The organism is Shewanella japonica, assembly GCF_002075795.1.
GTDB lineage: Bacteria > Pseudomonadota > Gammaproteobacteria > Enterobacterales > Shewanellaceae > Shewanella > Shewanella japonica.
The window spans coordinates 206,549-233,067 of sequence record NZ_CP020472.1 but is presented as its reverse complement, the minus strand read 5'-3'; the positions used below and the strand labels follow the sequence as shown (position 1 = coordinate 233,067).

Below are 26,519 nucleotides of genomic sequence, written 5' to 3'. Positions count from 1 at the left end.
GTTAACATTTAAGTAGCAAGTTTTGTTGGTTCTAACATCAAGTATCAATCACTTAGTAAGTAGCAAAACATTTAGGTACAGTACTGTATAAATAGACGGTATCCAGTACTTTTTGGCTTATTCACTTGAGTCATCAATAATAAAACACACTAATTTACCGACGCCCCACAAAAAAAATAAACCACTGATTTAATTATCTTTAAATAACTAAAAACTTCGATAAAAATTCATATCTATTGCTTTATCATCAAAAAATGTTGGTTAATACTTGCGCGACCAAAGATACTGTATATAATGACAGTCACTGTATAAAAAAACAGGAATCAACATGAGACCTTTAACGCCACGACAAGCTGAAATTCTAGAATTAATTAAATGCAATATTGCCGAGACAGGTATGCCACCAACTCGTGCAGAAATTGCCACTAGATTAGGCTTTAAAAGTGCTAATGCTGCAGAAGAACATTTAAAAGCACTCGCTAAAAAAGGTTGCATTGAAATTATTCCAGGTACCTCTCGCGGTATCCGTATGGTCCAAGAAGAAGAGGAAGTCGAAGAAGGCTTACCACTGATTGGTCAGGTTGCGGCTGGTGAACCAATTTTGGCGTTAGAACATGTTGAACAATACTTTCAAGTTGATCCTGAAATGTTTAAACCCAATGCTAATTTCTTACTACGTGTTCGTGGCGACAGTATGAAGGATATTGGCATTATTGAAGGCGACTTATTAGCGGTTCACAAAATGCAGCAAGCTAAAAATGGTCAAGTCGTTGTTGCCCGTGTTGATGATGATGTCACCGTGAAGCGTTTTGAAAAGAAAGGCAACGTTGTTTATCTGCATGCAGAAAACGAGCAGTACTCGCCGATAAAAGTCGATTTAACATGCCAAAGCCTTACGATTGAAGGGCTCGCTGTTGGCGTTATCCGTAATGGAGGTTGGTTATGAACACATTAATAGGTAATGCACCACGTCACCCAGGTTTATGGATGGACATGGCATCAGCAGCTGCGCCAGTAAAGCAAGGTATCGAAACCAAACAAACAGCTAACCAAGGGTTAACTGAATTAACTCAGCTATGCGGCCAGTTAGCCGTATTAAGTCAACAAGGGCGATGGATTGTACTGATTAATCCGCCTCACATTGGTTACAAACAAATTCTAGCGAACGCCAATGTCAGAATGGACCGTGTATTACTGGTTCACACTAAAGATGAAGTCGAAACACTTTGGGCAATGGAAAAAGCACTCACAAGTGGTACATCCAGCGCAGTGATTACATGGACAACCCCATTAGATGCTCGTGATAATCGTCGCATTCAATTAGTCGCTAAAAGCGCCTTAGCGCAAGGTGTCATTATTGAAGATGTAAATACTCACTTACGTGATGACCAATTAAACGCCAGTAATCCTGTGGCTGCAACCCAATTGAATTTATCTGCATTTCACTAAAGTCTATTTGCTAAAAAAGCCCTTCATTTCGGTGACGGGCTTTTTTTTGCGCCTTTTTTCAGCAAATTAGATGATAAAGTGATCTTGATCAATATTTAATCTCCAAGTAATGTAGTTAACAAGGGAGTAACATTTATTGACCTCTCTTAGTGGTAAAAATGAACATAAGTGATAAAACGCTGTAAAGATTGTGCTGGTACCATGCGGTATAGAAAGCCTTGAATAAAAAGCGTCAATTTAAGAATTGAAAAGTTCAGTATTAGGTACAAGTGTGGCCACCAAAACCCAATAGAATAATCGAGTATTAATACTCACTGCCACCGTGTACTTTGAAGTGATCAAACTTTTTCGGGAATAGAAAAGTTTGCATAGAGCAGAGTATTACTGTGTGACTTTTCCTTGTTGTTATTGCAAATCGCAATTGGCAGAGGAGTAGTCTTGTGAAGCGATTGTTGTATGGATTAATGGTGCTGTTTTTTGCAGTGCCACTTGCAGCGGCTGATATGCCGCTTAACATGACCCAAGGGGTAACAGAGATCAGTGGTAAGGTTTACGACCTCCATATGATCATTCTTTATATCTGTTGTGCTATTGGTGTTGTGGTATTTGGAATCATGATTTACTCCATGATTTATCATAGAAAATCAAAGGGTGCAGTACCTGCTGATTTCCATGATAGTACCAAAGTGGAAATAGCATGGACTGTCGTGCCGTTTCTTATCCTCATTGGTATGGCAATTCCTGCCACAAAAACCCTCATTGCTATGGAAGACCCAAGTGATGCGGAGTTAACTATCAAAGTAACCGGCTCTCAATGGAAATGGCATTACAGCTATTTTAATGAAGACGTCGAGTTTTACAGTTTACTTTCCACCCCTGCCGATCAAATTACTGGGACAGAAACGAAAACTGAAACTTACCTACTAGAAGTCGATAAGCCCCTCGTTCTGCCAATCAATCGTAAAGTACGCTTTTTAATGACTTCAGATGATGTGATTCACTCTTGGTGGGTTCCTGCATTTGCGGTGAAAAAAGATGCTAACCCAGGTTTTATTAATGAAGCTTGGACCAAGATTGATAAGGTTGGTACCTACCGAGGTCAATGTGCTGAGTTGTGTGGTAAAGACCACGGATTCATGCCGGTGGTAGTTGAAGCCGTTTCTGAAGCAGACTTTGAGCAATGGCTAAAAGATCAAAAACAACTAACTGCTGATGCAAAAGCCGCGGCCGAAGCGTCACTGTCGCAAACCTTGACCTTTGATGAGTTGATGGCTCAAGGTGAACAAGTTTACATGGGCCGATGCGCCGCTTGTCACCAACCAAATGGTGCAGGACTACCTGGTGTATTCCCGTCTCTTATCGGCAGTCCAATCATTAAAGGGTCAGTTGCTGGCCACATTGATATTGTCGTCAACGGCCAGCCTGGTACTGCTATGCAAGCCTTCGCGAAACAGCTTACTGCAACAGAAATTGCAGCTGTTGTGACCTACGAGCGAAACGCTTGGGGTAATGATTCTGGTGATGTGGTTCAAGCTGCAGATGTGAACTCAGGTGGGGCACCTAGCGATGCAAGCTCAGCAAGTGATAAGCCAACGCCTGTCACTTTGCCTGCTGAATTACCAGCGACACAACCTGAGGTAGAACAAGTGGTTGCTGACGTCGTTGAAGAAGCAACACCTGACGTTGTTATGGATGACTTATCTATGGATGAACTGATGGCAATGGGTGAGCAAGTTTACCTCAGCAGCTGTGCTGCATGTCACCAAGCCGCTGGTACAGGTTTACCTGGCGCATTCCCTGCGTTAGTGGGCAGTCCGTTAGTCATGGGCCCTGTTGAAGGACACCTTGAAGTGGTTATCAATGGCCAACCTGGTACAGCAATGCAAGGATTTAGCTCCATACTCTCACCACAGCAACTCGCAGCTGTTGTGACGTATGAGCGAAATGCTTGGGGAAATAATACTGGTGATGCTGTTCAAGCCACCGATGTTGTTGGTCATGGAAAGTAAGGGATACAGATGAGCACAATTACACAAGATACTACCCCAGCTCATGATGAACATTCTCATGACGGCCATGATGAACACCATCATGGCGCGCCAAAAGGCATCATGCGCTGGATATTAACCACTAACCATAAAGACATTGGTTCTATGTATTTATGGTTCAGTTTTATTATGTTCCTCACTGGTGGTGCGATGGCAATGGTCATTCGCGCAGAACTATTTCAGCCAGGCTTACAGTTAGTTGACCCTAACTTCTTTAACCAAATGACCACAGTACACGGTCTTATTATGGTATTTGGTGCCGTCATGCCTGCCTTCACAGGGTTAGCCAACTGGCTGATCCCAATGATGATTGGTGCACCTGATATGGCACTGCCTCGAATGAATAACTGGAGCTTTTGGATCTTACCATTTGCCTTCGCGATTCTGTTGAGTTCGCTGTTTATGGAAGGCGGCGGCCCTAACTTTGGCTGGACTTTCTATGCACCGCTATCAACTACCTATAGCCCTGATAGCACTGCACTATTTGTTTTCTCGGTGCATATCATGGGGATCAGTTCGATTATGGGCGCAATTAACGTGGTCGTGACCATTGTTAATATGCGTGCACCAGGCATGACTTGGATGAAGTTGCCATTATTTGTATGGACATGGCTCATTACTGCATTCTTGCTGATTGCGGTGATGCCCGTACTTGCAGGTGCGGTTACCATGGTATTAACCGATAAATACTTTGGTACCAGTTTCTTTGATGCCGCAGGTGGCGGTGATCCCGTCATGTTCCAGCATATTTTCTGGTTCTTCGGTCACCCTGAAGTCTACATCATGATTTTGCCTTCGTTCGGGATTATCTCGGCCATTATTCCAACCTTTAGTCGTAAAAAGTTGTTTGGCTACGCTTCGATGGTTTACGCCACGTCCAGTATTGCGATTTTATCCTTCTTGGTTTGGGCGCATCACATGTTTACCACAGGGATGCCAGTATTTGCTGAACTGTTTTTCATGTACTGCACCATGTTAATTGCGGTGCCGACAGGAGTAAAAGTATTTAACTGGGTAGCAACGATGTGGCGTGGTTCAATCACGTTCGAAACCCCTATGTTATTTGCGATTGCCTTTATTATTCTCTTTACCATTGGTGGTTTTTCAGGATTGATGCTGGCGATAACACCTGCTGATTTCCAATACCATGATACTTATTTCGTGGTGGCGCATTTCCACTATGTACTGGTGACTGGAGCGGTGTTCTCTATTATGGCTGCTGCCTATTATTGGTTACCAAAATGGACTGGCCATATGTATAGCGAAACCCTAGGGCGCTGGCATTTTTGGTGTAGCGTGATTTCAGTCAATGTGCTGTTTTTCCCGATGCACTTTTTAGGATTAGCAGGCATGCCTCGCCGAATTCCAGATTACGCCATTCAATTTGCTGATATTAATCAAATTGTCTCAATCGGCGGGTTCGCATTTGGCTTATCACAGCTAATTTTCTTAGCCGTAGTGATTAAATGTGTCAAAGGTGGCGAGAAAGCGGCTGATAAACCTTGGGAAGGCGCTGAAGGACTGGAGTGGACCATTGCCAGCCCAGCACCTTACCATTCATTCACCACACCACCAGAGGTGAAGTGATATGAGCCAGCCAACAAAATCAAACCGTAACTTACTTATAGGTCTGGTATTAGGATCAATAGGTATGTTCGGCTTTGGTTTTGCGCTGGTACCGCTTTATGACGTGCTTTGCGAAACCTTAGGCATTAACGGAAAGCCTCAAGGTACAGCAAGTCGTTATGAAGCGGTGGTCGTTGATAAAGAACGCACCATTACTATTGAATTTATCGCCCAAGTGCAAGGCAGTATGCCATGGGAGTTTGGCCCCAAAGTGAACCGAATACAGGTTCATCCAGGTGAGCTAACTCGCACTGCATTTTTAGCAAAAAACCTTTCTGCTAAACCTCTTGTAGGCCAAGCGATACCCTCGGTATCGCCTGGCCAAGGCGCTGCATATTTCAATAAAACGGAATGCTTCTGTTTTAATCAACAGCCCCTAGCTGCAAAGGCTGATGCTGAACTGCCATTAATCTTTTATGTGGATCCTGACTTACCCGATTCCATTAAAACTTTGACTCTCTCTTATACCCTCTATGACATCACAGACAAACAAACTGCGGCCATAGAGCAAGGAGCAGCAAGATGACAACAAAACATGAAACTTATTACGTGCCAGCGCAAAGTGCCTGGCCCATCATTGGCGCTATTGGGTTATTCCTGATTGCTTTTGGCGCAGGTTCGTACGTACAACAACTCGCCACCGAAGAAACATCGGGCGGCTATATCCTCGTGGCTGGTATCGCAGTCATCATTTTTATGCTGTTTGGTTGGTTTAAAAACGTCATTGATGAATCAATGTCTGGCTTATATTCAGCGCAGATGGATCGTTCTTTTAGACAAGGAATGAGCTGGTTTATTTTCTCTGAAATTATGTTCTTCGGCGCCTTCTTTGGCGCACTATTTTACGCACGAATGGTCGCTATTCCGTGGTTAGGTGGTGCTTCAAACAATGCCATGACCCATGAAGTGCTTTGGCCGACTTTTGAGGCCATGTGGCCACTCACTAAAACACCTGATGGCACCACGACTGAAGCGATGCCTTGGACAGGGTTACCCCTATACAACACCCTGATATTACTTGCATCGTCAGTCACTTTACACTTTGCCCATGTGTCTCTTGAAAAGTCTAAGCGTGGGGCATTAAAAGTCTGGTTAGGACTAACCATCTTATTGGGTATTGGCTTCTTATTTTTACAAGTTGAAGAATATATTCATGCCTATCAAGAAATGGGACTGACACTATCATCAGGGATCTACGGCAACACTTTCTTCTTACTGACGGGTTTTCACGGTATGCACGTCACATTGGGGACTGTGTTCTTGATTATTCTGTTCTTTAGGGTGCTCAAAGGCCACTTTACCCCTGAGAGTCATTTTGCCTTCCAGTCTGGTAGTTGGTACTGGCATTTTGTCGACGTAGTCTGGTTATGCTTATTTATTTTTGTCTACGTCATTTAAGAGTATGGCTCACCTCTACAGAGGCGAGCTAATACGGCCTAGGGTTAGGTGTTACCCAGCCTAATCCTAGGGCCAGCAACAATAACAACATCACCACAGCTGAAAAGATAACGCGTCGCCCCAAATATTGACTCATTGGCTGTTTGTTTTCAGCTTTAACCATAATAAACAAGGCTCTAGCTAAATTAAATAATATGAATACAAGCAGTAGTACTAATACAAGCTTGAAAATAACTAAGGTATCTAACGCTGCCATGGGCTCTCCTTTGCGAGTCTGGCGACTATCTACTGGGTTATTGCTGCTTGTTACTGTGAGTGTGTTTTCTATTTTGGTCAAGTTAGGTTTATGGCAACTCGATAGAGCGGAGTACAAACAAGCATGGCAAACCACGCTAGCTGAACGACAAGCCGCCAGCGCATTGGATTACCAAAGTTTACTTAATTTAGCTAACAATGACCCTGTGACAGGTTACCGATTAACTGTCGATACCATCGCAGTCAGCGAACAAATTTTATTACTTGATAATCAAGTTCATAACGGTCAAGTGGGTTATCTCGCATATCAATTGGTCAAGGTGTCTGAGTCACAACCTTGGTTAATGGTTGAACTAGGGTTTGTTGGCGCCAATAAAGACAGACGTATTCTGCCAGCACTGACTCCCATGCCTAATCAGCCATATGAGTTAACAGGGCGGGTCTATCAAAAACAAACAAACCCATTAAGCGAAGCGCTATATGCCGAAACATTTTCAATGAATAACCATGAAGTGATTCGGTTTCAAAATTTAAACCTTGTGGCCTTAGCAGAGAAAGTAGGCCACGAACTGGCACCGGCAGTATTGCAGCCAGATGTGACTCCAACAATGACATTAGCAAAACCTTGGACACCCATTCCCTTATCAGCACAGAAACACCAAGGGTATGCATTGCAATGGTTCACCATGGCAGCGGTTTTTTTAGGGCTCATGCTATGGATTGGTTTTAAAACGTTGAAGAAATCAACACACCCTATAACAAAATAAGTCGTAACAAGAGGAGCAAGTATGAACTCCCCAGCAAAACCAAAGAGCAACAAGACGCTTTATTTACTGCTGTTGGTATTTATTCTACCCGTAGCCATGGCCAAACTCGTGCTCAGTATGGATCTTTATAATGGTGCAGCGACCAATAAAGGCCAACTGATTTCGCCTTCAATAAGCTATCAGAGCTTATCAATGGACAACCCTCAGCCTCAGTCGTGGCAGTTACTTTATCTACTGCCAAAACAATGCCTTGAGCAATGCCAACAACGTTTATACGTTTTACATCAAAGTCATGTGGCATTGGGTAAACATCAAGATCGTGTCAGCCCTATTGTTTTGTTACAAGACGGCAGTGACACCCAAATTTTAGCCAGTTTAAATGTGCCTTTTGCAACCGCTCAAGCCAGCCCACAGCTAACTTCAATGATGGAAAAGCAACAGCTTATTATTGTTGATCCCCTCGGTAGCTTAGTCATGCAATATCCAGGTATTGCTGGCGAAGAAGAGAATATTGCGCAAGGTAAATCCATGATCAGCGACTTGCGCAAAATGCTCAAATTGTCGAGGGTCGGTTAATGAACATCAAAACCTTACTCAAATTCACTTTGGTGTTTACCTTTGCCGTGATCTTAATGGGCGCTTATACCCGTTTATCTGATGCCGGCTTAGGTTGCCCTGACTGGCCCGGCTGTTATGGCCATATTGGCGTACCAAGTGACTCCGCCGCATTAGCCAAAGTCGAAGAAAATTTCCCTAACCAAACTGTCGAGCCTAAAAAAGCATGGCTCGAAATGATTCACCGCTATATTGCAGGAGCCCTAGGACTTTTAGTATTAACCATTTTAATTGTGTGCTTGAAGCGTGCAGATGCACCTAAAAAACTGCCGATATTTATTTCAGCCTTAATACTATTTCAAGCCGCACTCGGGATGTGGACTGTTACCATGAAGCTAATGCCCATTATCGTAATGGGTCATTTAATTGGTGGATTCAGTTTATTTTCGTTACTGCTATTACTCTATCTTAGAACCAAACCTTTGCGGATCCCAGATGGTGATGCCTACGCCAGAAAGCTTGCACCGCTTGCTATGGTCAGCATGCTAGTTCTGATATTACAAATCATACTGGGCGGCTGGACCTCATCAAACTACGCCGCATTAGCCTGCACAACCTTACCGATATGTGAAGGCAATTGGATGGATAACTTAGCGTTTGCCAAAGCATTTTCGCCATTTCAAGGCGATCACCCTAGCTTTGAATTTGGCGTATTAGAATACCCAGCCCGCATGACTATTCATGTAACCCATCGAATTTGGGGCATTATCACTGCCGCTTGTTTATGTTGGCTGGCCTTTAAATTACTAAAAGCACAGTCATCAGTGATGCGTAAAAGTGCTTGGTTGTTGTTCGCACTCGTCGTAATCCAAGTGGGATTAGGCATTAGCAATATTGTTATGCACCTGCCGCTTGGTATTGCGGTTTCACATAATGGCGGCGCAGCATTATTACTGCTAACCGTTATTTTCATTAACTATGCGCTGTGGCGTAAAGCTTAAGCAAGGATTCTATTATGGCTAAATCACTTTCACTGTCCGCAAGCGCAACGAAAACCAACACTAGCACTAGCCCGCTACAGTGGCGTGCTTATTTTGAAATGACCAAACCCAAGGTGGTCGCACTGATGCTGCTAACAGTGCTGGTCGGTATGTGTCTTGCGCTCCCCGGCGCTGTTCCACTTCAACCACTTATTTTTGGCATGATTGGCATCGCCATGATGGCAGGTGCTGCAGCGGCCTATAACCACCTTATCGATCGCCGTATTGATGGCTTAATGGCGCGTACCTACAACCGCCCTTTACCTAAAGGCAAAGTATCAGCGATCAAAGCCATGACCTTCGCCACTTCAATCGGCTTAGGTGGGTTCATTATTCTGTATGCGTTGGTTAACCCGCTAACCGCATGGCTAACGTTCGCCAGTTTAATTGGTTACGCAGTGGTCTACACCGCATATTTAAAGCGTGCCACACCGCAAAATATCGTCATTGGCGGATTAGCTGGCGCCATGCCACCATTACTAGGCTGGACAGCGGTCACCAACGAGTTACATGGTAATGCCCTACTTTTAGTGATCATCATCTTCACTTGGACACCACCACACTTCTGGGCGTTAGCGATTCACCGTAAAAAAGAATACGCCAAAGTCGACGTGCCGATGTTGCCCGTCACCCATGGTGTAGAGTTCACTAAAACTTGCATATTGCTCTACACCTTATTACTGGCTATCGCTTGTTTATTACCTGTGTTAGTGGGCATGTGTGGACCTGTTTATTTAGTCGGTTCAACTTTATTAAGTTGTGGGTTTATCTATAAAGCTTGGCAATTAAAGTTCCATGACAAACCAGGTCTGGCAATGGATGTATTCAAGTTCTCTATTTACCACTTAATGATTTTATTCTTAGTGCTATTAGTTGATCACTACTTGTGGGTCTAAGTTATGGGCTTAAGTTATGCGCATAGCAATAACCAATGCTGCAATGAATAAACGGGGAGTGACCGATTGAAAAAAATCCTTTTATTAGCCGTCATCATGTTGGGCTTAGGCGTTGCGGTTGCAGCGCTATTCCCTCGCCAATCAGCAAATACGGCCTTGATGACTCAGGTGCCAGACTTAGCCCTTCAAAGTAGTTATCTTTTTGATAACCCAAGACCACTGGCACCGTTTACCCTGCATGATCAGTTGGGCAATGAGTTTGGCAATCAACAATTACTCGGTAAGTGGAGTTTACTGTTTGTCGGTTTTACCTCTTGCCCAGATGTGTGCCCAACAACGTTGAATAAACTCAATGCCGCTTATGCTGAACTGCAATCAGTATCAGAAGATATTCAGGTGGTGTTTGTATCAGTTGATCCAGACAGAGATACGCAAACAAAGCGCTTAGATTACATCAATTTTTTTAATCGAGACTTTAAAGCTGTCACAGCTGACCACACTCAACTGTTCCCGTTCACCCGTGATTTAGGTTTCGCCTATGCCATGGTGGGTGACGGCGCTGATTATCAAGTAGACCACAGTGCCAGCTATGTTTTAGTGTCGCCTAAAGGGGAAAAGTTTGCGGTATTTAAACCCAAACAACAACCAGGGAAAATTCCACAGATTTTGAATAAAGAACTGGTTGCTGATTTGAAATTGATTATTGAAAGTGCATAGTGTTTTTTGATTAGAAATTGAATTATGACAAAGCCTCAATAAGAAAATATTGAGGCTTTTTTAGAAGGTTGATACTGAGAGCTAACTTATATTTGGACAGAAGTGAGTTAGTACAAAAGGGTTAAAAATGAGTTATGAGATTATAGGAAGTACGGTAATAAATTAAAGTTTACACGACCCCACATATTATGTTCCTTTAATTTAAGCTATTTAAATCAGCATAAAAATATCAGATTTTCCTTCACACTCTCTTCACACCTTAATCGATATAGTAGCTACACATTGAGCAGCACGAGACTTAAAAACTCTGTTACTTAATATAAATTTTTGTACTACCCACTTTATTTATTAAGGAAAAACCATGTTTAAAAAATTAATCGTGTTACCTCTTGTTTTATTTTCAAGCCTTAGTTTTGCTAATTATGAACCTACACAACAAGGTGGGTTTTCAGGACCAAATACAGATGTTGAATTGTCAGTTAAACAAGCGTTAGAAGTAAAAGATGATACGACTGTTTCTTTAACTGGTCATATTGTACTTTCAAATGGTGGAGAAGATTACTGGTTTGAAGATAAAACTGGCCGTATCCTAGTTGAAATTGATAACCATGTATTTAAAAACCAGACTGTAACACCTGAAATGTTAGTGACAATTGTTGGTGAAGTCGATAATGATTGGAGCGATAGTTCAGTGGATGTAGATGCATTAACAATCAATTTATAATAGATTGATTCAAGCATGCATCTTTCGTAAGGTAACTATTTATCATTCAACTTTATAAGTTTGTATTACGAAGGTGCTAAAATGCATATATTAATTGTGGATGATACCCATAGTGTCGCAGAAACAATTGCTGATTATCTTGAACTTGAAGGCATGACCATTGATTTTGCTTATCATGGGGAAGCAGCCTTACAATTAGTGCAAGATAATCACTATGACGCCATTATCATGGACATTATGATGCCCAAAATGGATGGCATTACTGCGGTCAAAAAGTTAAGAGAAGAGTTATTTTGTGATACACCTATTTTGTTCTTAACCGCTAAGGATCAGCTTGAAGATAAAATAGCTTCTTTCAAAGCTGGAGGTGATGACTATTTAGTAAAGCCCTTTGCATTAGAAGAATTGAGTTTACGTTTACATGCTCTTTCCCATCGCGGTGTACGTCAAAACATTGGCCAATTAAGCTTTGCGGATATCAGTGTTGATGTTAAAAGTGGAGAAGTGAATTGCGCTGGTAAAATGATTAAAGTGAGTCCAATTCAATTAACCATTCTTAAAGTGTTACTTAAAAAAGCTCCCAATATTGCGAGTAGACAAGAAGTCATACAAGCAATATGGGGAGATGAAAGTCCTTCTAGTGATGCACTGCGAAGTCATGTATATAGCTTGCGCACTAAACTTGCTGAAGGGCAAAATGAATCCCGACTAGAGACTATTCATGGGCAAGGCTTCCGACTTAAATCAGAATAACAAACAATATCCGAGCATTTATCGCCACATAAGACGCCATTTAAGCATCTCATTGTTGGTTATTTTTTGTTTTTTCGGCTCAACTGTTTATCTTGCTGAAAGCAAACTTGAAGTGATTAGTTTGCATCATTGGCTAGATACTGAATTAGATCGTTACGAGAAAGAATATGCCATTTATGGTTTAGCTACAAAGTTGCCCAACACCGCTGAATTTGATACTTATTGGACAGAACGTGAAGTACCTGATTGGTTAGCTCCATTCCAGCAGATTGGTTTTAATGAGCACTTATTAGGCTCAGAGGACAAACACTTTATTATCGCAAACCACCCTTCAGGTAAGGGGTTGATGTATATTGTCTTTAAAAAAGATGCCGATGATTTTTTAGATATATATGAAGAAAGTCTGCATACCTATATTATATTCCTCGGTTTATTTATTGGATTGGGCGTGGTGATTTATAGTTTCTATTTTATGCGTTTAATATCTTCGCCATTACTCGCCATAGAGCAAAAGATCACGCTAATGAAACCTAACCAACAAATGTCTAAACTACAAACAAAATATCGTGAAACACGCCATATAGAACAAACCTTTATTAATAATAAAAAGGATATTGAAGGCTTTTTCCAACGCGAAACCGAGTTTAGTCGCTTTTCATCTCATGAGTTACGCACACCAATCATGGTGATCAAAGGCTCTACTGAATTATTAGCAAAAATCCCCAACCAACTACCAGTTGCACAAAAAGCAATTAAACGCGTACAACAGGCCTGCGAAGACATGGAGATATTATCTGAAGCCTTTTTATTATTAGGTAAGGAATCAATTGAAGAAGCACACTTTAAAGAGGTTCAGCTTGAAGATGCTGTTAGAAAACAGCTCGATGAATTGCAGGTTTTATTTTTAAAACAAGGATTAGATTACTCCTTACATCTACATCAACCAGCCACAATAAAGTGTCCACCTTCCTTTGTTTCTATTGTGATTAATAACCTCATTAAAAATGCATTTAGTTACAGTGTTGCAGATATTCAAGTCAGCCTACAACAGCGACAATTGACCATCACGAATCGTCATCAAGGAAACGAAACTTATCAAGCAGGCTATGGTTGTGGTTTGGTGATTGTTGAGCGCGTGTGCGAACGAATGGGATGGATATTTACTAGTAAAGATACGGGAGAAGAGTTTATAGCCTTTGTACAATTTTAAGTTGTTCCTACAATAAAATATTAGCTAATATTTTATTGTTAGTATCCTGTTCTTCAAACATTTAACCTTCCTTAAATTGAGTAAATCTACTCTGCTGAATTATTTTAAACTTAATTTGAATATAAAAAATACCTTCACGTTCTCTTCACACCTTTACCTGCATAATGCCCACATATTAATTTACTTGGTCGTAATAAGTAAGTTAACAACCTGCCATTATTGAGCGACTTATTTTGTGAGGAAAAATTATGTTTAAGAAATTATGTGTATTACCACTTGTTATGTTTTCTAGCATTAGCTTTGCAGCCATTACACCTATTCAACAAGGTGGATTTAAAGGCCCTAGTTCTGCTCCCCAATTAACAGTTTTACAAGTTCAAGATGCACAAGACGAAACCTTGGTTTCAATTACAGGCCATATTGTTTCGACGCAAGGAGATGAAAATTACCTATTTAAAGATGAAACAGGTGAGATTCAAGTTGAAATTGACAATCATTTATTTCAGGGCCAAACAGTGACCCCAGAAACAATAATTACCATCGTTGGTGAAGTAGATAAAGAATGGAAACAGATTTCGATTGATGCTGACTCGTTATTAATCAATCAATAAATGCTAGCTAAACGAATAAAAAATTATGGATAAGAAGATGATAATTAAGACTTTAGCATCCGTAATTGTAAGTTTAGCTGGGCTTATCGGTCTGACTATATATGCACTAGTTACTTATAGTAGTGATATTTATAACGCATTAGAGGATGACTCTTTAATAAAAATTCAGACCCAAATCGAGAATGTACATACCAACATTGAATCAGTTGTAGAAAATACGGAAAAAACTATTCAAGGCAACATCATTGAAATTCAAGGCGATGTTGTATCGGCAATGAGTAAAACTAACGAGACAATTCAAGGCCACGCAGAGCAATTTAAAAGTAATGTTAAGTCCGCGGTTGAGAGTACAGATTTACAAATTCAAGATAGTATTAAAAGCATTAATGAAATTGATGCTGAAGAAGGTGAGAGTACTGAGTAAAAGTAGAATAAGCATCCTTCTACATAAAATGGAAAATATGCTTTGCTAAATATTTTCCATTTTTATCTCTTTCATCTCAACGAGAAATGAAAGTCCAACATTTCAATGTGTCGGTCAATAGAAAATGGGTCACAATTTCAAAACGTACCTAACTCACTTTGGGGCAAAGATGAGCTAGCTCTTCAATTTGTAAAACGTATTCTTGATTATGATCGTCAACTCCTAAATTCATTTCCAAACTTCGATTGAATTAGGTTCAAGGTCGTGGCGCTTCGCCCACACCAGACGAAAGGGAAACAACAGCATTCCCTTTTCGCTGATTTTCATAAGAGCCTTGCCGCCTCTACGAAATTGCTCTTAAAAGCGAGCAAGCTTCATGCTTATTCAAAAATAGCTAACGCATTTCAGAAGTTTCAATGGGGAACTGTTGTATCCGCAGATTCGTTTGCCCTAGTTAAGCACGAATAAAAGTCTTAAAAGGCTTGAACGCTTCAATTGAATTGAGGCAAGCAAGAAAATCACGTGAGTCCAGACATGGATGTCTGGCTAGCTTTCGAGGGGAAGGGACGCCCCATTGGAAGCGTTAGTGATTTTCACAGCTTGCCGAAGCTGGCTACAAACGAAGTCAAAAGCTATGGAAACCTCCGTTGGAAGTTTTCGCTTTTTAAAACTTCGCCGGAGCGGGTGGGTGTTCCAAGAGGGAGTTGCCGTTCACTCCCTTTTGGTCGGGTGTGGGTGGAAAACCCACGACCTTGATCTATTCCAAACGAAGTTTGGAAATCAACAAAACATCAAGCCAAAAAACTATTCTTTTGGCCAGCTTCCATCATTATTCGGTCTCACCCACGCTTGTGAAAACCAATAGTAGCCATTTTGGGTTTTACTTGGCGCTGTGCAGTTATAGCGGCTGCGCCCTGCTGGTAAGTTAGCTGGCGCTTGAATGCTAAATTCTGTTTCAGAAATCCACGTTGGCTTTTTAGCCCCTTGCCCTTGAACAAAGCACATGACTTGATGTGGGTATATATCACTAGTATCCAGCTCAACAGTCAGCTCTGGACGCCAATTACCAGCAGTTAATAAAGGGTCACTGATATTTTGTTTGAGAACGGGCATGTTCAAACTGGTAAATTTAACTTTCAAACTATCCAAGTCTGCATAGGGGCCTGCCACAGGAAAACGAGGTAATGCGGTTAATGCAGAGTATTTACCTGCGGCACCAGATTGCTGGCCTAATCCTATAAAATCATGCTGCTTGAGGATGTTTTCAACATCAGCATTGTATTCACCATATGGATAAGCCAGCATTCTCACACTTTGGCCTGTGTGCTTTTTAATTTCAGCTTCGGTGTCTAATAAATTTTTCTCAATACGAGTTAACCACTGCTGCTTAGTTTCGCCTTCAAGCTTACGATTCAAATGCTCATGCGCCCAACTGTGATTGGCAATCGTCGCACCATCTTTAGCAAGTTGATTAATGTCATCCCAGCTCATCATCCCTGCATACCCTTTTTCAATCGGTTCAACCGACACAAACAAAGTGTAAGAAAAGTTATGCTTTTTCAGCACAGGAGCAGCCGCTTTTGCAATGCTGTCATAGCCATCGTCAAAAGTAATGACAATGCTTTTATCCGCGATATGCTTATTTTGTTTTATGGCATCAACCGCTTCTTGTAAGCTAATGATGGTAAACTCGTTATCAGCAAGATACTGCATCTGCTCTTCAAACTGAGCAGGCGTCACACTGGTAATTGCTGGCGTTGTTTCTGATACATGATGGTATTGCAAAATGACCACGGCATGCGCATTAACAGAAAAAAGCCAAATTAATCCCAACAGACTTTGTTTTAACATAAGATTCCTATGTCCTTAAAAGTATTACTATTTAACAGCCAAAAAAACCGTCAGCTATTTGCATTAGCTTTGCCGATGATTTTATCCAATATCACTATCCCACTATTAGGTTTAGTCGATACCGCTGTTATTGGTCATTTAAGTGAAGCCTATTACTTAGGCGGTGTGGCACTAGGCAGTACAATAATTACCTTAATTGTCTGGCTGTTGGGCTTTTTACGTATGTCGACCACTGGTCTGGTTGCCCAAGCTTATGGTGCTAATGATAACGTAACTCAGCAAAAATTGCTGGTTCAAGGTTGCAGCCTGGCATTGATGTTTGGTTTTACGGCGATTTTATTACAGCAACCGATAATCGATTTTGCTCTGTCATTAAGTCAAGCCAGTGAACAGGTACAACACTTTTGTCGCGAGTACGTTAACATCCGTATTTGGTCGATTCCCTTTGCATTAGTAAATTTAGTGTTATTGGGCTGGTTACTTGGCAGGCAAGCACCCAAAGCGGCAATGTGGCAGTTAATCATTGCCAACATAGTGAATATTATCCTTGATGTATTGTTCGTCATTGGTTTTGAATGGAACGTCAAAGGGGCGGCTCTTGCTTCTGTGATTGCCGATATTTGTGCGTTTTTAGTTGCAGCGACTATCGTCAAACGAGCGCTATACCAACAAGACGATTTTCACTTCCGTCAGCTTTTAGTTCATTTAAGCCTAAAAGGTTATTCACGCTTATTAAAACTCAACCGTGATATTTTTATTCGCAGCCTATGCTTACAAGCCAGTTTTACCTTTATGACATTTTATGGTGCTGGGTTAGGTGATGACATCATTGCTGCGAATGCGGTTTTACTTAACTTGTTGCTGCTTATCTCTTACGCTTTGGATGGTATTGCTTATTATGCCGAAGCCGAAGTCGGACGCGCTATAGGTCAACAAGATTTAGCGCTATTGCATGACTCAGTGACATTAGCGGGCTATTGGTCGTTACTATTCTCATTGGGCTTTTGTGTATTATTTTATCTGGGGGGTGATGCGATTATCACTATGCTTACCAGCATTGAGGTCGTGCAACAACAAGCTGAGGTATACCTAATTTGGTTAGTATTTATGCCGCTTTTGGCATTTGGCTCTTACCTGTTTGATGGCGTTTATATTGGCGCAGCTCAAGGCAAAGTTATGCGTAATAGTATGGTCATCGCCACATTTGCGGTATTTTTTCCCTGTTGGTATGCATTTCAAGATTATGGCAATCATGGCTTATGGGCAGCGATGAGTGCGTTTATGCTGTGTCGGAGCCTGTCGTTAGGGTTACATTATCGTTACAGTAAAACCTTCAAGCAAATATATGACTTTCAGTAGTTTAAGCATCGATGGACTATCAATCTCCACCTTTTTACTGATAACATTAAATTAACACATATTTCTGTACGGATAGTTCAATGAAACGGATTTTAACCTCGCTTACGGCCTTTGTGATGCTGTTTGCCAATATCGCTGTAGCGAAAAATCAGCTACTGCCACTAGAAGCTTTTGCCAGCATTCCTGATGTCAGTCATGTCACCATGTCACCTAATGGCAAACTTATCGCTTCGTTAGTCAGACTTAATACTGATAAACAACAAGGCGCAATCATCAATATCTTAGATATTGATACCCGTGAGTCCATTTTTCCTGTCCAAACAGATAATGAAAAATTTGTCATATTGTCAATGAGTTGGGCCAGTGATGACTTGCTTCTTGTTGAAGCAAAATTTCCCGCCGTTCGTTACGGTACTCCCACCACTGAAACTCGCATTATTACCTACTCTGTCAGTAAGAAAAAAATCTCGAATTTACTCAGCCGTTTTGGTCTTAAAAAGTTTAAGTGGATGCCGCAAATTCAATCCAACATTATTGATTACTTGCCTAATGATGAAAAACATATATTACTTGGTATCAATGGCTTAGGAAACAAACCTCAATATGAATCCGTCATTCAGGTGAATTTAAATAATGGCAACGTTCGCTTCAAACAACCTGCTGAAAGTAATATTACCGATTGGGTAACAGACCGACAAAATAGAATTCGAGTTGGTATTTATCGTAAAGACACCCAGTATCGAATTTATGAGCAAGCTGATGCCCATAAAGACCGCAGGCTCCTTTGGGAGTTCGAAGCATTTGAAGAAGACCAAGTATGGCCAATGGGCTTTGCAGAAGATAAAGACATACTTTATGTACAAGCTTACCATGAAGGCTATGAGGCTATTTTTAAAGTTAACTTACAAGATCCTAAGCTCACTAAAGAATTAGTTTTCAGCAAAGAGTTTAGTGACGTCAATGGTTCGCTAATTTATTCAAAATTAAAAAAGAAAGTGATCGGCATTGATGATGGCGATGAGTCTGAATACACGTTTTGGGACAAAGAATACATTGGCCTTGCTAACGGATTGAACAAAGCTCTGCCAGATTACCGCAACTATATCACTCAATTTAGTGAAAATGAGCGCCGTTATATCGTTTATTCAACCAACGCGAAAGAGGCAGGGATCTACTTTTTTGGCGACCGAGATGCTGGCCAACTCTTACCTATTGCTTATCGCTACAAGCAATTGTCACCTGATGTGTTAGCCGATACCGAAATTCTGACGTATCAAGCCCGTGATGGTTTAGACATCCAAGCGTTTCTAACCACCCCCAAAGGCCAAGAAGCTAAAAACTTACCGACCATTATTTTTCCCCATGGTGGCCCAATTAGTTATGACTCAAACAGTTTTGATTATTGGACCCAGTTCTTCGCCAACCGAGGTTATGCGGTGTTAAGAATGAATTTCAGGGGCTCTGCGGGTTATGGTTATGACTTCATGAAAGCGGGCCTTAAAAACTGGGGGCTCGATATGCAAAATGATGTTGAAGATGGCACGCGATGGTTAATTGAACGTGGCACTGCTGACCCCAATAAAATCTGCATTGTGGGAGCTAGTTATGGTGGTTATGCCGCACTAATGGGTGTTGCTACCACTAAAGATCTTTATCAATGTGCTGTCAGTGTTGCCGGTGTCACTGACATCGAATATTTAGTGAAGTCGTCAAGACGTTACACCAACTTTGAAATCGTCAAAAAACAAATCGGCGATGATTATGATGCCCTGTATGATCGTTCCCCTCTGAGTAAAGCCAAAGATATTAATGTGCCAGTGTTACTTATCCATGGCGATAAAGATCGGGTGGTACGGGTACAACACAGTGAAGATATGTTTGATGAACTCGAAGACCTTAACAAGCCAGTTGAATATATCGAACTTGAAAATGGTGATCATTATTTAAGTAATAACAAGCACCGCATTAACACCTTTATGGCAATCGAAGCCTTCCTACAAAAAAACTTACTTTAACCAACTGAACACCACCCTCACATTGAGGGTGGGCAATACCAAAGAGAGCTTTACATGAAACGGATTTTTATGTTGATACTGTTGTTATGTATCACCAATACGCCTTTTACAGCCCCTGCGCAAACATCAAAGGTCACCCAATTACCTGTTGAGGCTTTTGCCAGTATTCCTGATGTAAGTCATGTACGACTGTCCCCCAACGGTAAGCATATTGCTTCACTTCTTTTAGACGATACTGCAGAAGTACCACATAAAATTGTGGCCTTATTTAATACTGAAACAGGTCAGTTTCATATCCCAATGAAAAACGATCACGAAAAGTTCATGATCGCTAATCTAACTTGGGCGAGTGATGAAATACTGCTGATAACCGCACTCATGCCATCTAAGCGTTTTGGTAAAAATGCCAATGAATCCTTACTGATTAAATACAATTTGAGCACGGGTGAAGCTGGCAGTGTGTTAACTAAAAAAGCGTTAAAACGATTCGACTCTATCCCACAATATCAAGGCGACGTTATTGATTTATTGCCTAAAGATCCTGAACATATTCTTTTATCTGTATCGGGTTTCAGTAAACGAGTCAGCGAACCAACAGTCATCAAAGTCAATTTATATAACGGCAGCTTTACCACTGAACAATATTATCGAGAGCACGTTATTGATTGGATGACGGATCAACAGCATCGAGTACGCATTGCCACTTATCAAGATCGGGATACCACCGAGTACCGAATTTATGAGCAAAGCGAAGCCAATGGCGACTTACGACTGTTGTGGAAAAGTGAAGCTTATTCTGAAGAAACCGTTATTCCACTGGGGTTTGATGTCAATCCCAACACGCTTTATGTAAAAGCTTACCATGAAGGCTTTTATGCCGTTTTCAAAGTGGATTTAACCGATCCTAAGTTGAAAAAAGAATTGGTATATAAACAAGATAATACTGATGTGCATGCCACTCTGATCCATTCTAAAGTGACGCGTCAAGCAATTGGTATAGCTACTGGTGACGACAATGAATATCATTTTTGGGATAAAAACTATAAAAAGCTAGTTAATCGTTTAAAAGCTGCACTGCCAGATACCCAAAATTACCTGACTCAATTTAGCCACAATGAACGCCGCTATATGGTGTATGCCACCAGCCCCACTCAACCCGGCTTGTTTTTGTATGGCGATCGTGATGCCAACCGACTGGAAGTGATTGCAGCTAAATATTCTCAATTAACACCCGCGCTATTAGTTGAGCCACAACAAATCAGCTATGAAGCGAAAGATGGTTTAGAAATTCCAGCTTATCTCACCCTGCCGAAGGGCATTGAAGCCAAAAAACTGCCTACGATCATTTTTCCACATGGTGGTCCTCATAGTTATGTCTCTGACAGTTTTGATTATTGGACTCAGTTTTTTGCCAACCGAGGCTACGCAGTATTGCAAATGAACTTCAGAGGGTCTACAGGCTTGGGCTATGAATTCAAGAAGGCGGGTATGCAAGGTTGGGGTAAGGCCATGCAGGGCGATGTTGATCAAGGCACACGCTATTTAATCAACCAAGGTATCGCAGACCCTGACAAAATTTGTATTGTTGGTGGCAGTTACGGCGGTTATGCAGCCATGATGGGCGCAGCCATGAACCCAGGGCTTTATCAGTGTGTCATCAGTTTTGCTGGTGTCGCTGATGTAGAGGATTTAGTAAAACTATCGCGTTTTTATACGACCCATGAATTAACTAAGAAAACCCTTGGTGATGATTATGATGAACTTTATGAATACTCACCTATTCGCCATGCTGACAAAATTAATGTGCCTATTTTATTGATCCACGGCGACAACGATAAAGTGGTTCAAGTCAGTCAAAGCCGAGATATGTATCGCAAGTTAGACGCATTAGATAAACCAGTTGAATATGTCGAAATTGAAAATGGCAATCACTACCTAAGCAATAATCAACATCGTTTAATGACTTTCAAAGCGATTGAGAAATTCCTTGCTACCAACCTATAAAGTGAGCTTAGCCCTCATTCTTGCTTTGCAGTATTTATCTAAATAAAAAAAGCCCTAACATCATCGCTGACGTTAGGGCTTTTCACTAAAACACGGTTTACCTTAAAGGCTGTTTTACACTTATCTTAGAACTTTGCTTCAAACGCTAAGCTAAAGTTTCTACCTTCACCCACAGTGACGTCAGTGTTAGTACCACCACCTAAGTAGTCAGTATCAAATAGGTTTTTAACGTTAAAACGAACACTCATATCAGTGTTTTGCACGGCAAATGTATATGCTGCACCAAAATCAAAACGAACATAGTCATCTTTAACAATGGTGTTTTGTGTATTAGCAAAACGCTCACCCACATAAATTGCACCAATGTTAAACGCTAAATCTTCAGTGACTTCGTAACGTGTCCAGATATTAGCTGACCATTCAGGTGCATCAACAGGTGTTTTACCATCAAGCTGTGCAGTATCTTCTGCGCTAGTAATGTATTCAGCATCTAAGTACATCATTGAGCTCGTTATGAACACATTGTCGCTAACTTGACCTTGTGCACCCATTTCGAAACCACGGTGTTGCTGCTTACCACTTTGAGTTGTGATGTATTCTTTATCGCCAATTGGTTGTTCAAGTTGCTCTTGCACAGTCACGTTTGTCACAGTGGTATCGAACACCGCACCAGTTAGCAATAAGCCACCATCAAACAGTTCCCACTTAGTACCGATTTCATATTGCTCACCGTACTCAGGCTCTAAGTTCATGCCTTCATTGACATCGTTATCACTACTCACGATTGATTGAGGGTTGAAGCTCTTTGAGTAGTTAACATAAATACTGCCATTCTCAGATGGTGAGTAAATCACACCAAACTTAGGTGATACGGCATAACTGTTCTCACCTTCACCATCTTTCTTTTGCTCATCATAACGAACGCCAGCAAGCACTTGCCACTCATCGTTGATGGTCATTAAATCTTGAACATAGAAACCATAATGCTTGTAGCTAGATTCTGACTTGGTCGGGTCATTGTTGTAATCAAGATCAGGTCTTGGAACATCTTGACCAGGCATGACAATTTGCGCATCGCCACTGTCTCTTAGCTGACCATAGTAATAATCAAGAATGTTAGCACCGACTAATAATTGGTGCTCCATGCCAAAGGCATTCACGATACCCGTGAAATCCATATAAGCTGTTTTGTGTTGCCAATCATCGTAACGGTCAAAGGCTTTAATTTGGTAACCTTCGGTCACAGGATCCATACCCGACACCATAGAAGGAGACGAATCTAAACGTTGGCGAGTAAAGGTTTGGTGGTTATAACCTGTGGTCATTTTCCAGTCGTCAGAAATATACCAAGTTAAGTCAGCACCTAAGTTTTCTACGTTGTTGTCAGTGAATGCCCAAGACATATCCCAGATGTCTTCACGGTCGCCAACTAAGTCACCATTGTCGTCTAACCAACCACCTCTATCGATACCTGTTTTGTCATCGGTGTAGTCATATTTAACCGACAGCATCACGTCGTCGTGTAAGTCAAATTCAAGGTTGATGTAACCTAAAAAGCGGTCACGTTCTTGTTCTTGCTCACCGTTACCGTCTTGGTATTCACGCCAGTATTTCGTATCTTGCTTCACTAACACAGTGCGGTAGCGAATAGATTCAGCATCGTTTAACGCGCCGCCTGCATCTAACTGAAAACGAGTAGAACCGTGAGCATCGGTATCAAATGCGACATCAAATAGCGTGTCATAAGTTGGCTTTTTAGTGACCATGTTAATCAAGCCACCAGGACCTGACTGACCGTATAACATACTTGATGGACCTTTCAACACTTCAACTTGTTGTAGCGTTTCAATTGGCTGTACGTAGTGAGACCATTGTTGCTGACCATTAATTAAAAAGCCGCTACCTGAATCTAATTCAAAACCACGAATATTGAATACTTGGCGGTTCCACTTTTCACTACCACCGGTCACACTTGAATCGTTAACAAGTACTTCTGATAAGTTTCTTGCTAACTGCTCGTCGGTAACAAAGTCAGGGATCACATTCACAGACTGCGGCGTGTCCATTAAGTCGATATCGCCACGCATTGCGCCAGAAGAAGAACCCACTTTGTAGTTGTTGAAGTTCATCCCAGTGACTTGAATGCGCTCAATCTCTGCAGTGAAACTTTGACTAGATTCAGAAGTATTTTCAACTTCTTCTGCAGCTACAGATGAAGACGCTAAGCTTGCTACAACAGCGAACGCAATCGGTGAAATTCTCATACAAAATGGCCCTTAATATTGGCAGGTATTGTTAATGAGATGGATTATCATTTGCGTTCTTTACTTTGTGAAGTTTTATTTATGAATGGAGTTAAGAACTGTGAACAACCGCACTAATGAGAACAAATCCCATTACGGTTGTTGAATAAATATTGCGTATTAACTGTTTTTAATGTTAACAGAATAAAAAATTTTACTTTTCATCACAAAACCACCGAAACCCAAAACAAACCCAACAATCGATTAAAATCAACAATTAACATAGCAATAACAAAACATATGGGCTCATATCTCTTATATGTAAAGGGTTTAATTGAAATAAGCACCTTTTACTCACATGAATAAATAAAGAATAGTTATGCATTTGTTAAAATACCCCAACCTTTAACATTCATTAAAAACTGTGACCTGTTTGGCAATCTTTCTGATTAAGTTGCGTCTTTACATTTCTTTAATTGTGTAAAGAAATGAGATTAATTATCATTCACGAAATTTTTGCTTTGACGGTCATTTATTGACAGTGAAGCAGGCTTATCAATCTTTGACTGGCCATTAATAACGTACTTTGAGAACTTCACTATGAATGTAGTCCCTGCTTTAAAATGGTTTCATAACTGGGTTGGTTTCGTTATCAGTGTTTCTATGCTGATTGTGTTAACGACAGGTGTTTATCTTGGCGGCATGGATATGCTTAAAAGAATGGACGACAAAGGGCAGCAATATGTGCCGTTAACGTCTGAGCAAAAAGCACACGTTACCGAAACACTTTTTGAACGTTACCCTGAAATGAGCACGGTTCGCTTTCCAACTGAATACTCTCCGTATGTCGAAATCGCAGCAAGAGGCCACTCCATTGCTTTTGATAACGATTTAAATGAACTCTCAACCTATAAAATGAGAGATATTCCACTCTATAGCACCATGTTCTGGCTACACCGCAACTTCTTATTAGGTGATTTTGGTAAATACCTTAATGCATGGGCATCGATGATCGGTGGTGTTATTACCTTAGTGGGTATTTATCTTTGGTGGCGTGTTCGCAAAACATTCAGATTAAAGCATTCAATCCCAAGCAATACTAAGTCAAGCAGCTTAGTAAAAAGCCACATTCAACTAGGACTTTTCATCTCAGTTCCTTTGTTTTTACTGTGTATTACTGGCTTTTTAATTACTTACAAAGGGTTGTGGACAGGCGCACTTAAAACAACGCCAGATAGCAGTATTCAATACCCAATCAGCCAAGCAAAAGATTGGCAAAGCCAAATTCAAACGGCACAAAGTGTATGGCCAGATTCTGAGTTAGTATCAATCAGCAAGCCACGTCAGCCTAGACCGGATCCAAAAGCGAAGGCAGAGGCACCTAAAAAGCCTGTTGACGCAATTTATAGCTATCGATTTAATACCCATAATGACGTTTGGTTACGTCAAGCTGATAGTATCAACATGAACTATGATAAAGGCACAATTACGTCGGCACTGCTTCACAGCGATAGACCACTTTCAGGCCAAATCGCTACGTTTGTTAGACCTTTGCATGACGCAATGAATATGCCGTTTAAGTATGTGGCATTTATCACTGTCATCGCATTGATTGGCACAGTAATCTTAATATTCAGTGCGGTGACTTTTTACCGCCGAATCTTTAAAAAGAAACGCTAGTTACCGCTAAAATGACAACAAAAAACGGCTTACTGGAAACAGTAAGCCGTTTTGTTTTATTAAACGTTGAAATTACACCAAACTCTCCCTGTGGAGTACGGGTTAATCTTCAATGAAAGGAGTGACAGTCCCTGCTACCGAATCATAAACAATCTTGATTTCTGCGCGATTTCGTCCTCTGGTATCTCCCAGTGTTCTTAATACATAAGTACATTGCGTCGCACCAGTACCGCCATCTGCACTATGGCGATAGGATTCAAAATCAACATCATCAGATGTATTTCTAATGGCAACGCTAGGTGGGTCTTCTATCAATGCATTCCACAAATCCACACACCCAGCCTGACCTTGGCCAATATTAACTGGGTTCCCCATTGGATTACCTTTGCCTGTGCCTAATGGATAGCCAAAGGCATTCATATCTAAATCGTTATCAGCAAAATCAGGCAAATCATTCATTGGTTCACTTCCACCAATAATTTGCCAGCGAGTATGCGCAAAGGTAACTGACTGCTCAAACGAAGCCGCCACTGCTTTTACGCGGCTGATTTCAGCATCACGTTTCACATCAATGAACTGACTCGCTGCGATAACAGCTAAAATGGCCAACACAATAATCGCGACAACCAGTTCGATTATGGTGAAGCCTTTGGCAGAAGAAACATTACGAGTATTTACAAAAAACACCATTTGTTTCTCCTTAATAATACTTTCAGGTATAGCGCAAGTTTAATACTCATCTGCCATTACATCAAACAAAAGCATTACAAGTGTAACAAGGTAAAGAATAAGGAAGGGTAAATAACTGGCTATATTCAATGGCATTCAGCTTGAAAAAGCCATAAAAAAACGCGACATATATTGCCGCGTTTTTAGTATCAATATTGCGTTAAC

24 protein-coding genes are annotated in these 26,519 nt (G+C 41.1%); 20 read left to right on the top strand and 4 right to left on the bottom strand.

Features of this window, described 5'->3' with window-relative positions; genetic code table 11:
* Positions 1-328: 328 nt before the first annotated feature.
* The 6 genes from lexA to SJ2017_RS00970 all read left to right on the top strand — a co-directional run bounded on the left by lexA (position 329) and on the right by SJ2017_RS00970 (position 6,521).
* On the top strand, positions 329-946 hold the full coding sequence (lexA, locus tag SJ2017_RS00995; RefSeq protein WP_055025395.1) for a transcriptional repressor LexA: 618 nt from the start codon (positions 329-331) through the stop codon (positions 944-946).
* The gene (locus tag SJ2017_RS00990; protein ID WP_080914605.1) at positions 943-1,449 is read left to right on the top strand and encodes a cell division inhibitor SulA; all 507 of its coding nucleotides are present in this window, start codon (positions 943-945) and stop codon (positions 1,447-1,449) included. The genes lexA and SJ2017_RS00990 overlap by 4 nt, the downstream gene beginning before the upstream one ends.
* A gap of 440 nt (positions 1,450-1,889) precedes the next feature.
* The gene (coxB, locus tag SJ2017_RS00985) at positions 1,890-3,458 is read left to right on the top strand and encodes a cytochrome c oxidase subunit II (protein ID WP_065110193.1); all 1,569 of its coding nucleotides are present in this window, start codon (positions 1,890-1,892) and stop codon (positions 3,456-3,458) included.
* A gap of 9 nt (positions 3,459-3,467) precedes the next feature.
* Positions 3,468-5,084 (top strand): cytochrome c oxidase subunit I, encoded by a 1,617-nt coding sequence (gene ctaD / locus SJ2017_RS00980; RefSeq protein WP_080914604.1) that lies wholly within the window; start codon positions 3,468-3,470, stop codon positions 5,082-5,084.
* A gap of 1 nt (position 5,085) precedes the next feature.
* Positions 5,086-5,649: a cytochrome c oxidase assembly protein gene (locus SJ2017_RS00975; protein ID WP_065110194.1), complete on the top strand. Its 564-nt coding sequence runs from the start codon at positions 5,086-5,088 to the stop codon at positions 5,647-5,649.
* A complete protein-coding gene (locus tag SJ2017_RS00970) occupies positions 5,646-6,521 on the top strand; it encodes a cytochrome c oxidase subunit 3 (protein ID WP_055025400.1) in 876 nt (291 codons plus the stop codon). Before SJ2017_RS00975 ends, SJ2017_RS00970 begins: the two co-directional genes overlap by 4 nt.
* Before the next feature lie 28 nt (positions 6,522-6,549).
* Here SJ2017_RS00970 and SJ2017_RS00965 read toward each other — a convergent pair whose 3' ends face one another.
* Positions 6,550-6,777 carry a DUF2909 family protein gene (locus SJ2017_RS00965; RefSeq protein WP_055025401.1) on the bottom strand — a complete coding sequence of 76 codons (228 nt, stop codon included), beginning with the start codon at positions 6,775-6,777 and terminating at the stop codon, positions 6,550-6,552.
* Here SJ2017_RS00965 and SJ2017_RS00960 point away from each other — a divergent pair.
* From SJ2017_RS00960 to SJ2017_RS00915, 10 genes are all read left to right on the top strand, one after another.
* Positions 6,776-7,543 carry an SURF1 family protein gene (locus SJ2017_RS00960; RefSeq protein WP_080914603.1) on the top strand — a complete coding sequence of 256 codons (768 nt, stop codon included), beginning with the start codon at positions 6,776-6,778 and terminating at the stop codon, positions 7,541-7,543. The genes SJ2017_RS00965 and SJ2017_RS00960 overlap by 2 nt on opposite strands.
* A 21-nt stretch (positions 7,544-7,564) precedes the next feature.
* A complete protein-coding gene (locus SJ2017_RS00955; RefSeq protein ID WP_080914602.1) occupies positions 7,565-8,119 on the top strand; it encodes a hypothetical protein in 555 nt (184 codons plus the stop codon).
* Positions 8,119-9,099, top strand: coding sequence for a COX15/CtaA family protein (locus SJ2017_RS00950; RefSeq protein ID WP_080914601.1), 981 nt, complete (start codon positions 8,119-8,121; stop codon positions 9,097-9,099). The genes SJ2017_RS00955 and SJ2017_RS00950 overlap by 1 nt, the downstream gene beginning before the upstream one ends.
* Positions 9,100-9,113: 14 nt before the next feature.
* The gene (gene cyoE / locus SJ2017_RS00945) at positions 9,114-10,034 is read left to right on the top strand and encodes a heme o synthase (protein ID WP_080914600.1); all 921 of its coding nucleotides are present in this window, start codon (positions 9,114-9,116) and stop codon (positions 10,032-10,034) included.
* Positions 10,035-10,130: 96 nt separating this feature from the next.
* Positions 10,131-10,751, top strand: a complete 621-nt coding sequence (locus SJ2017_RS00940) for an SCO family protein (protein WP_080917335.1) — start codon at positions 10,131-10,133, stop codon at positions 10,749-10,751.
* A 361-nt stretch (positions 10,752-11,112) separates the two neighbouring features.
* Complete coding sequence (locus SJ2017_RS00935) at positions 11,113-11,475, top strand: YgiW/YdeI family stress tolerance OB fold protein (protein WP_028771546.1); 363 nt, start codon at positions 11,113-11,115, stop codon at positions 11,473-11,475.
* Between the two features lie 81 nt (positions 11,476-11,556).
* Positions 11,557-12,228: a response regulator transcription factor gene (locus SJ2017_RS00930; protein WP_080914599.1), complete on the top strand. Its 672-nt coding sequence runs from the start codon at positions 11,557-11,559 to the stop codon at positions 12,226-12,228.
* Entirely contained in the window at positions 12,197-13,438 is a 1,242-nt protein-coding gene (locus tag SJ2017_RS00925) for a sensor histidine kinase (RefSeq protein ID WP_080914598.1), read from the top strand. The genes SJ2017_RS00930 and SJ2017_RS00925 overlap by 32 nt, the downstream gene beginning before the upstream one ends.
* A 248-nt stretch (positions 13,439-13,686) precedes the next feature.
* The gene (locus SJ2017_RS00920; protein WP_080914597.1) at positions 13,687-14,049 is read left to right on the top strand and encodes a YgiW/YdeI family stress tolerance OB fold protein; all 363 of its coding nucleotides are present in this window, start codon (positions 13,687-13,689) and stop codon (positions 14,047-14,049) included.
* 25 nt (positions 14,050-14,074) lie between these two features.
* Positions 14,075-14,473: a hypothetical protein gene (locus SJ2017_RS00915; protein WP_167692872.1), complete on the top strand. Its 399-nt coding sequence runs from the start codon at positions 14,075-14,077 to the stop codon at positions 14,471-14,473.
* A gap of 804 nt (positions 14,474-15,277) precedes the next feature.
* Here the strand turns inward: SJ2017_RS00915 and SJ2017_RS00905 are convergent.
* Positions 15,278-16,324 carry a polysaccharide deacetylase family protein gene (locus SJ2017_RS00905; protein ID WP_080914594.1) on the bottom strand — a complete coding sequence of 349 codons (1,047 nt, stop codon included), beginning with the start codon at positions 16,322-16,324 and terminating at the stop codon, positions 15,278-15,280.
* Positions 16,325-16,333: 9 nt separating this feature from the next.
* On the opposite strand from SJ2017_RS00905, the gene dinF reads away from it, so the two are divergent.
* The 3 genes from dinF to SJ2017_RS00890 all read left to right on the top strand — a co-directional run bounded on the left by dinF (position 16,334) and on the right by SJ2017_RS00890 (position 21,702).
* Positions 16,334-17,683, top strand: coding sequence for an MATE family efflux transporter DinF (dinF, locus tag SJ2017_RS00900; RefSeq protein ID WP_080914593.1), 1,350 nt, complete (start codon positions 16,334-16,336; stop codon positions 17,681-17,683).
* 80 nt (positions 17,684-17,763) lie between these two features.
* The gene (locus tag SJ2017_RS00895; RefSeq protein ID WP_080914592.1) at positions 17,764-19,698 is read left to right on the top strand and encodes an alpha/beta hydrolase family protein; all 1,935 of its coding nucleotides are present in this window, start codon (positions 17,764-17,766) and stop codon (positions 19,696-19,698) included.
* 54 nt (positions 19,699-19,752) lie between these two features.
* On the top strand, positions 19,753-21,702 hold the full coding sequence (locus SJ2017_RS00890) for an alpha/beta hydrolase family protein (RefSeq protein ID WP_080914591.1): 1,950 nt from the start codon (positions 19,753-19,755) through the stop codon (positions 21,700-21,702).
* Positions 21,703-21,827: 125 nt separating this feature from the next.
* Here SJ2017_RS00890 and SJ2017_RS00885 read toward each other — a convergent pair whose 3' ends face one another.
* Entirely contained in the window at positions 21,828-23,966 is a 2,139-nt protein-coding gene (locus tag SJ2017_RS00885) for a TonB-dependent siderophore receptor (RefSeq protein ID WP_080914590.1), read from the bottom strand.
* A 579-nt stretch (positions 23,967-24,545) separates the two neighbouring features.
* Between SJ2017_RS00885 and SJ2017_RS00880 the strand changes: the two genes are divergently transcribed.
* The gene (locus SJ2017_RS00880) at positions 24,546-25,625 is read left to right on the top strand and encodes a PepSY-associated TM helix domain-containing protein (protein WP_080914589.1); all 1,080 of its coding nucleotides are present in this window, start codon (positions 24,546-24,548) and stop codon (positions 25,623-25,625) included.
* A gap of 102 nt (positions 25,626-25,727) precedes the next feature.
* On the opposite strand, the gene SJ2017_RS00875 is transcribed toward SJ2017_RS00880, so the two are convergent.
* Positions 25,728-26,315 (bottom strand): type II secretion system protein, encoded by a 588-nt coding sequence (locus SJ2017_RS00875; RefSeq protein WP_055025979.1) that lies wholly within the window; start codon positions 26,313-26,315, stop codon positions 25,728-25,730.
* Positions 26,316-26,519: the final 204 nt, after the last annotated feature.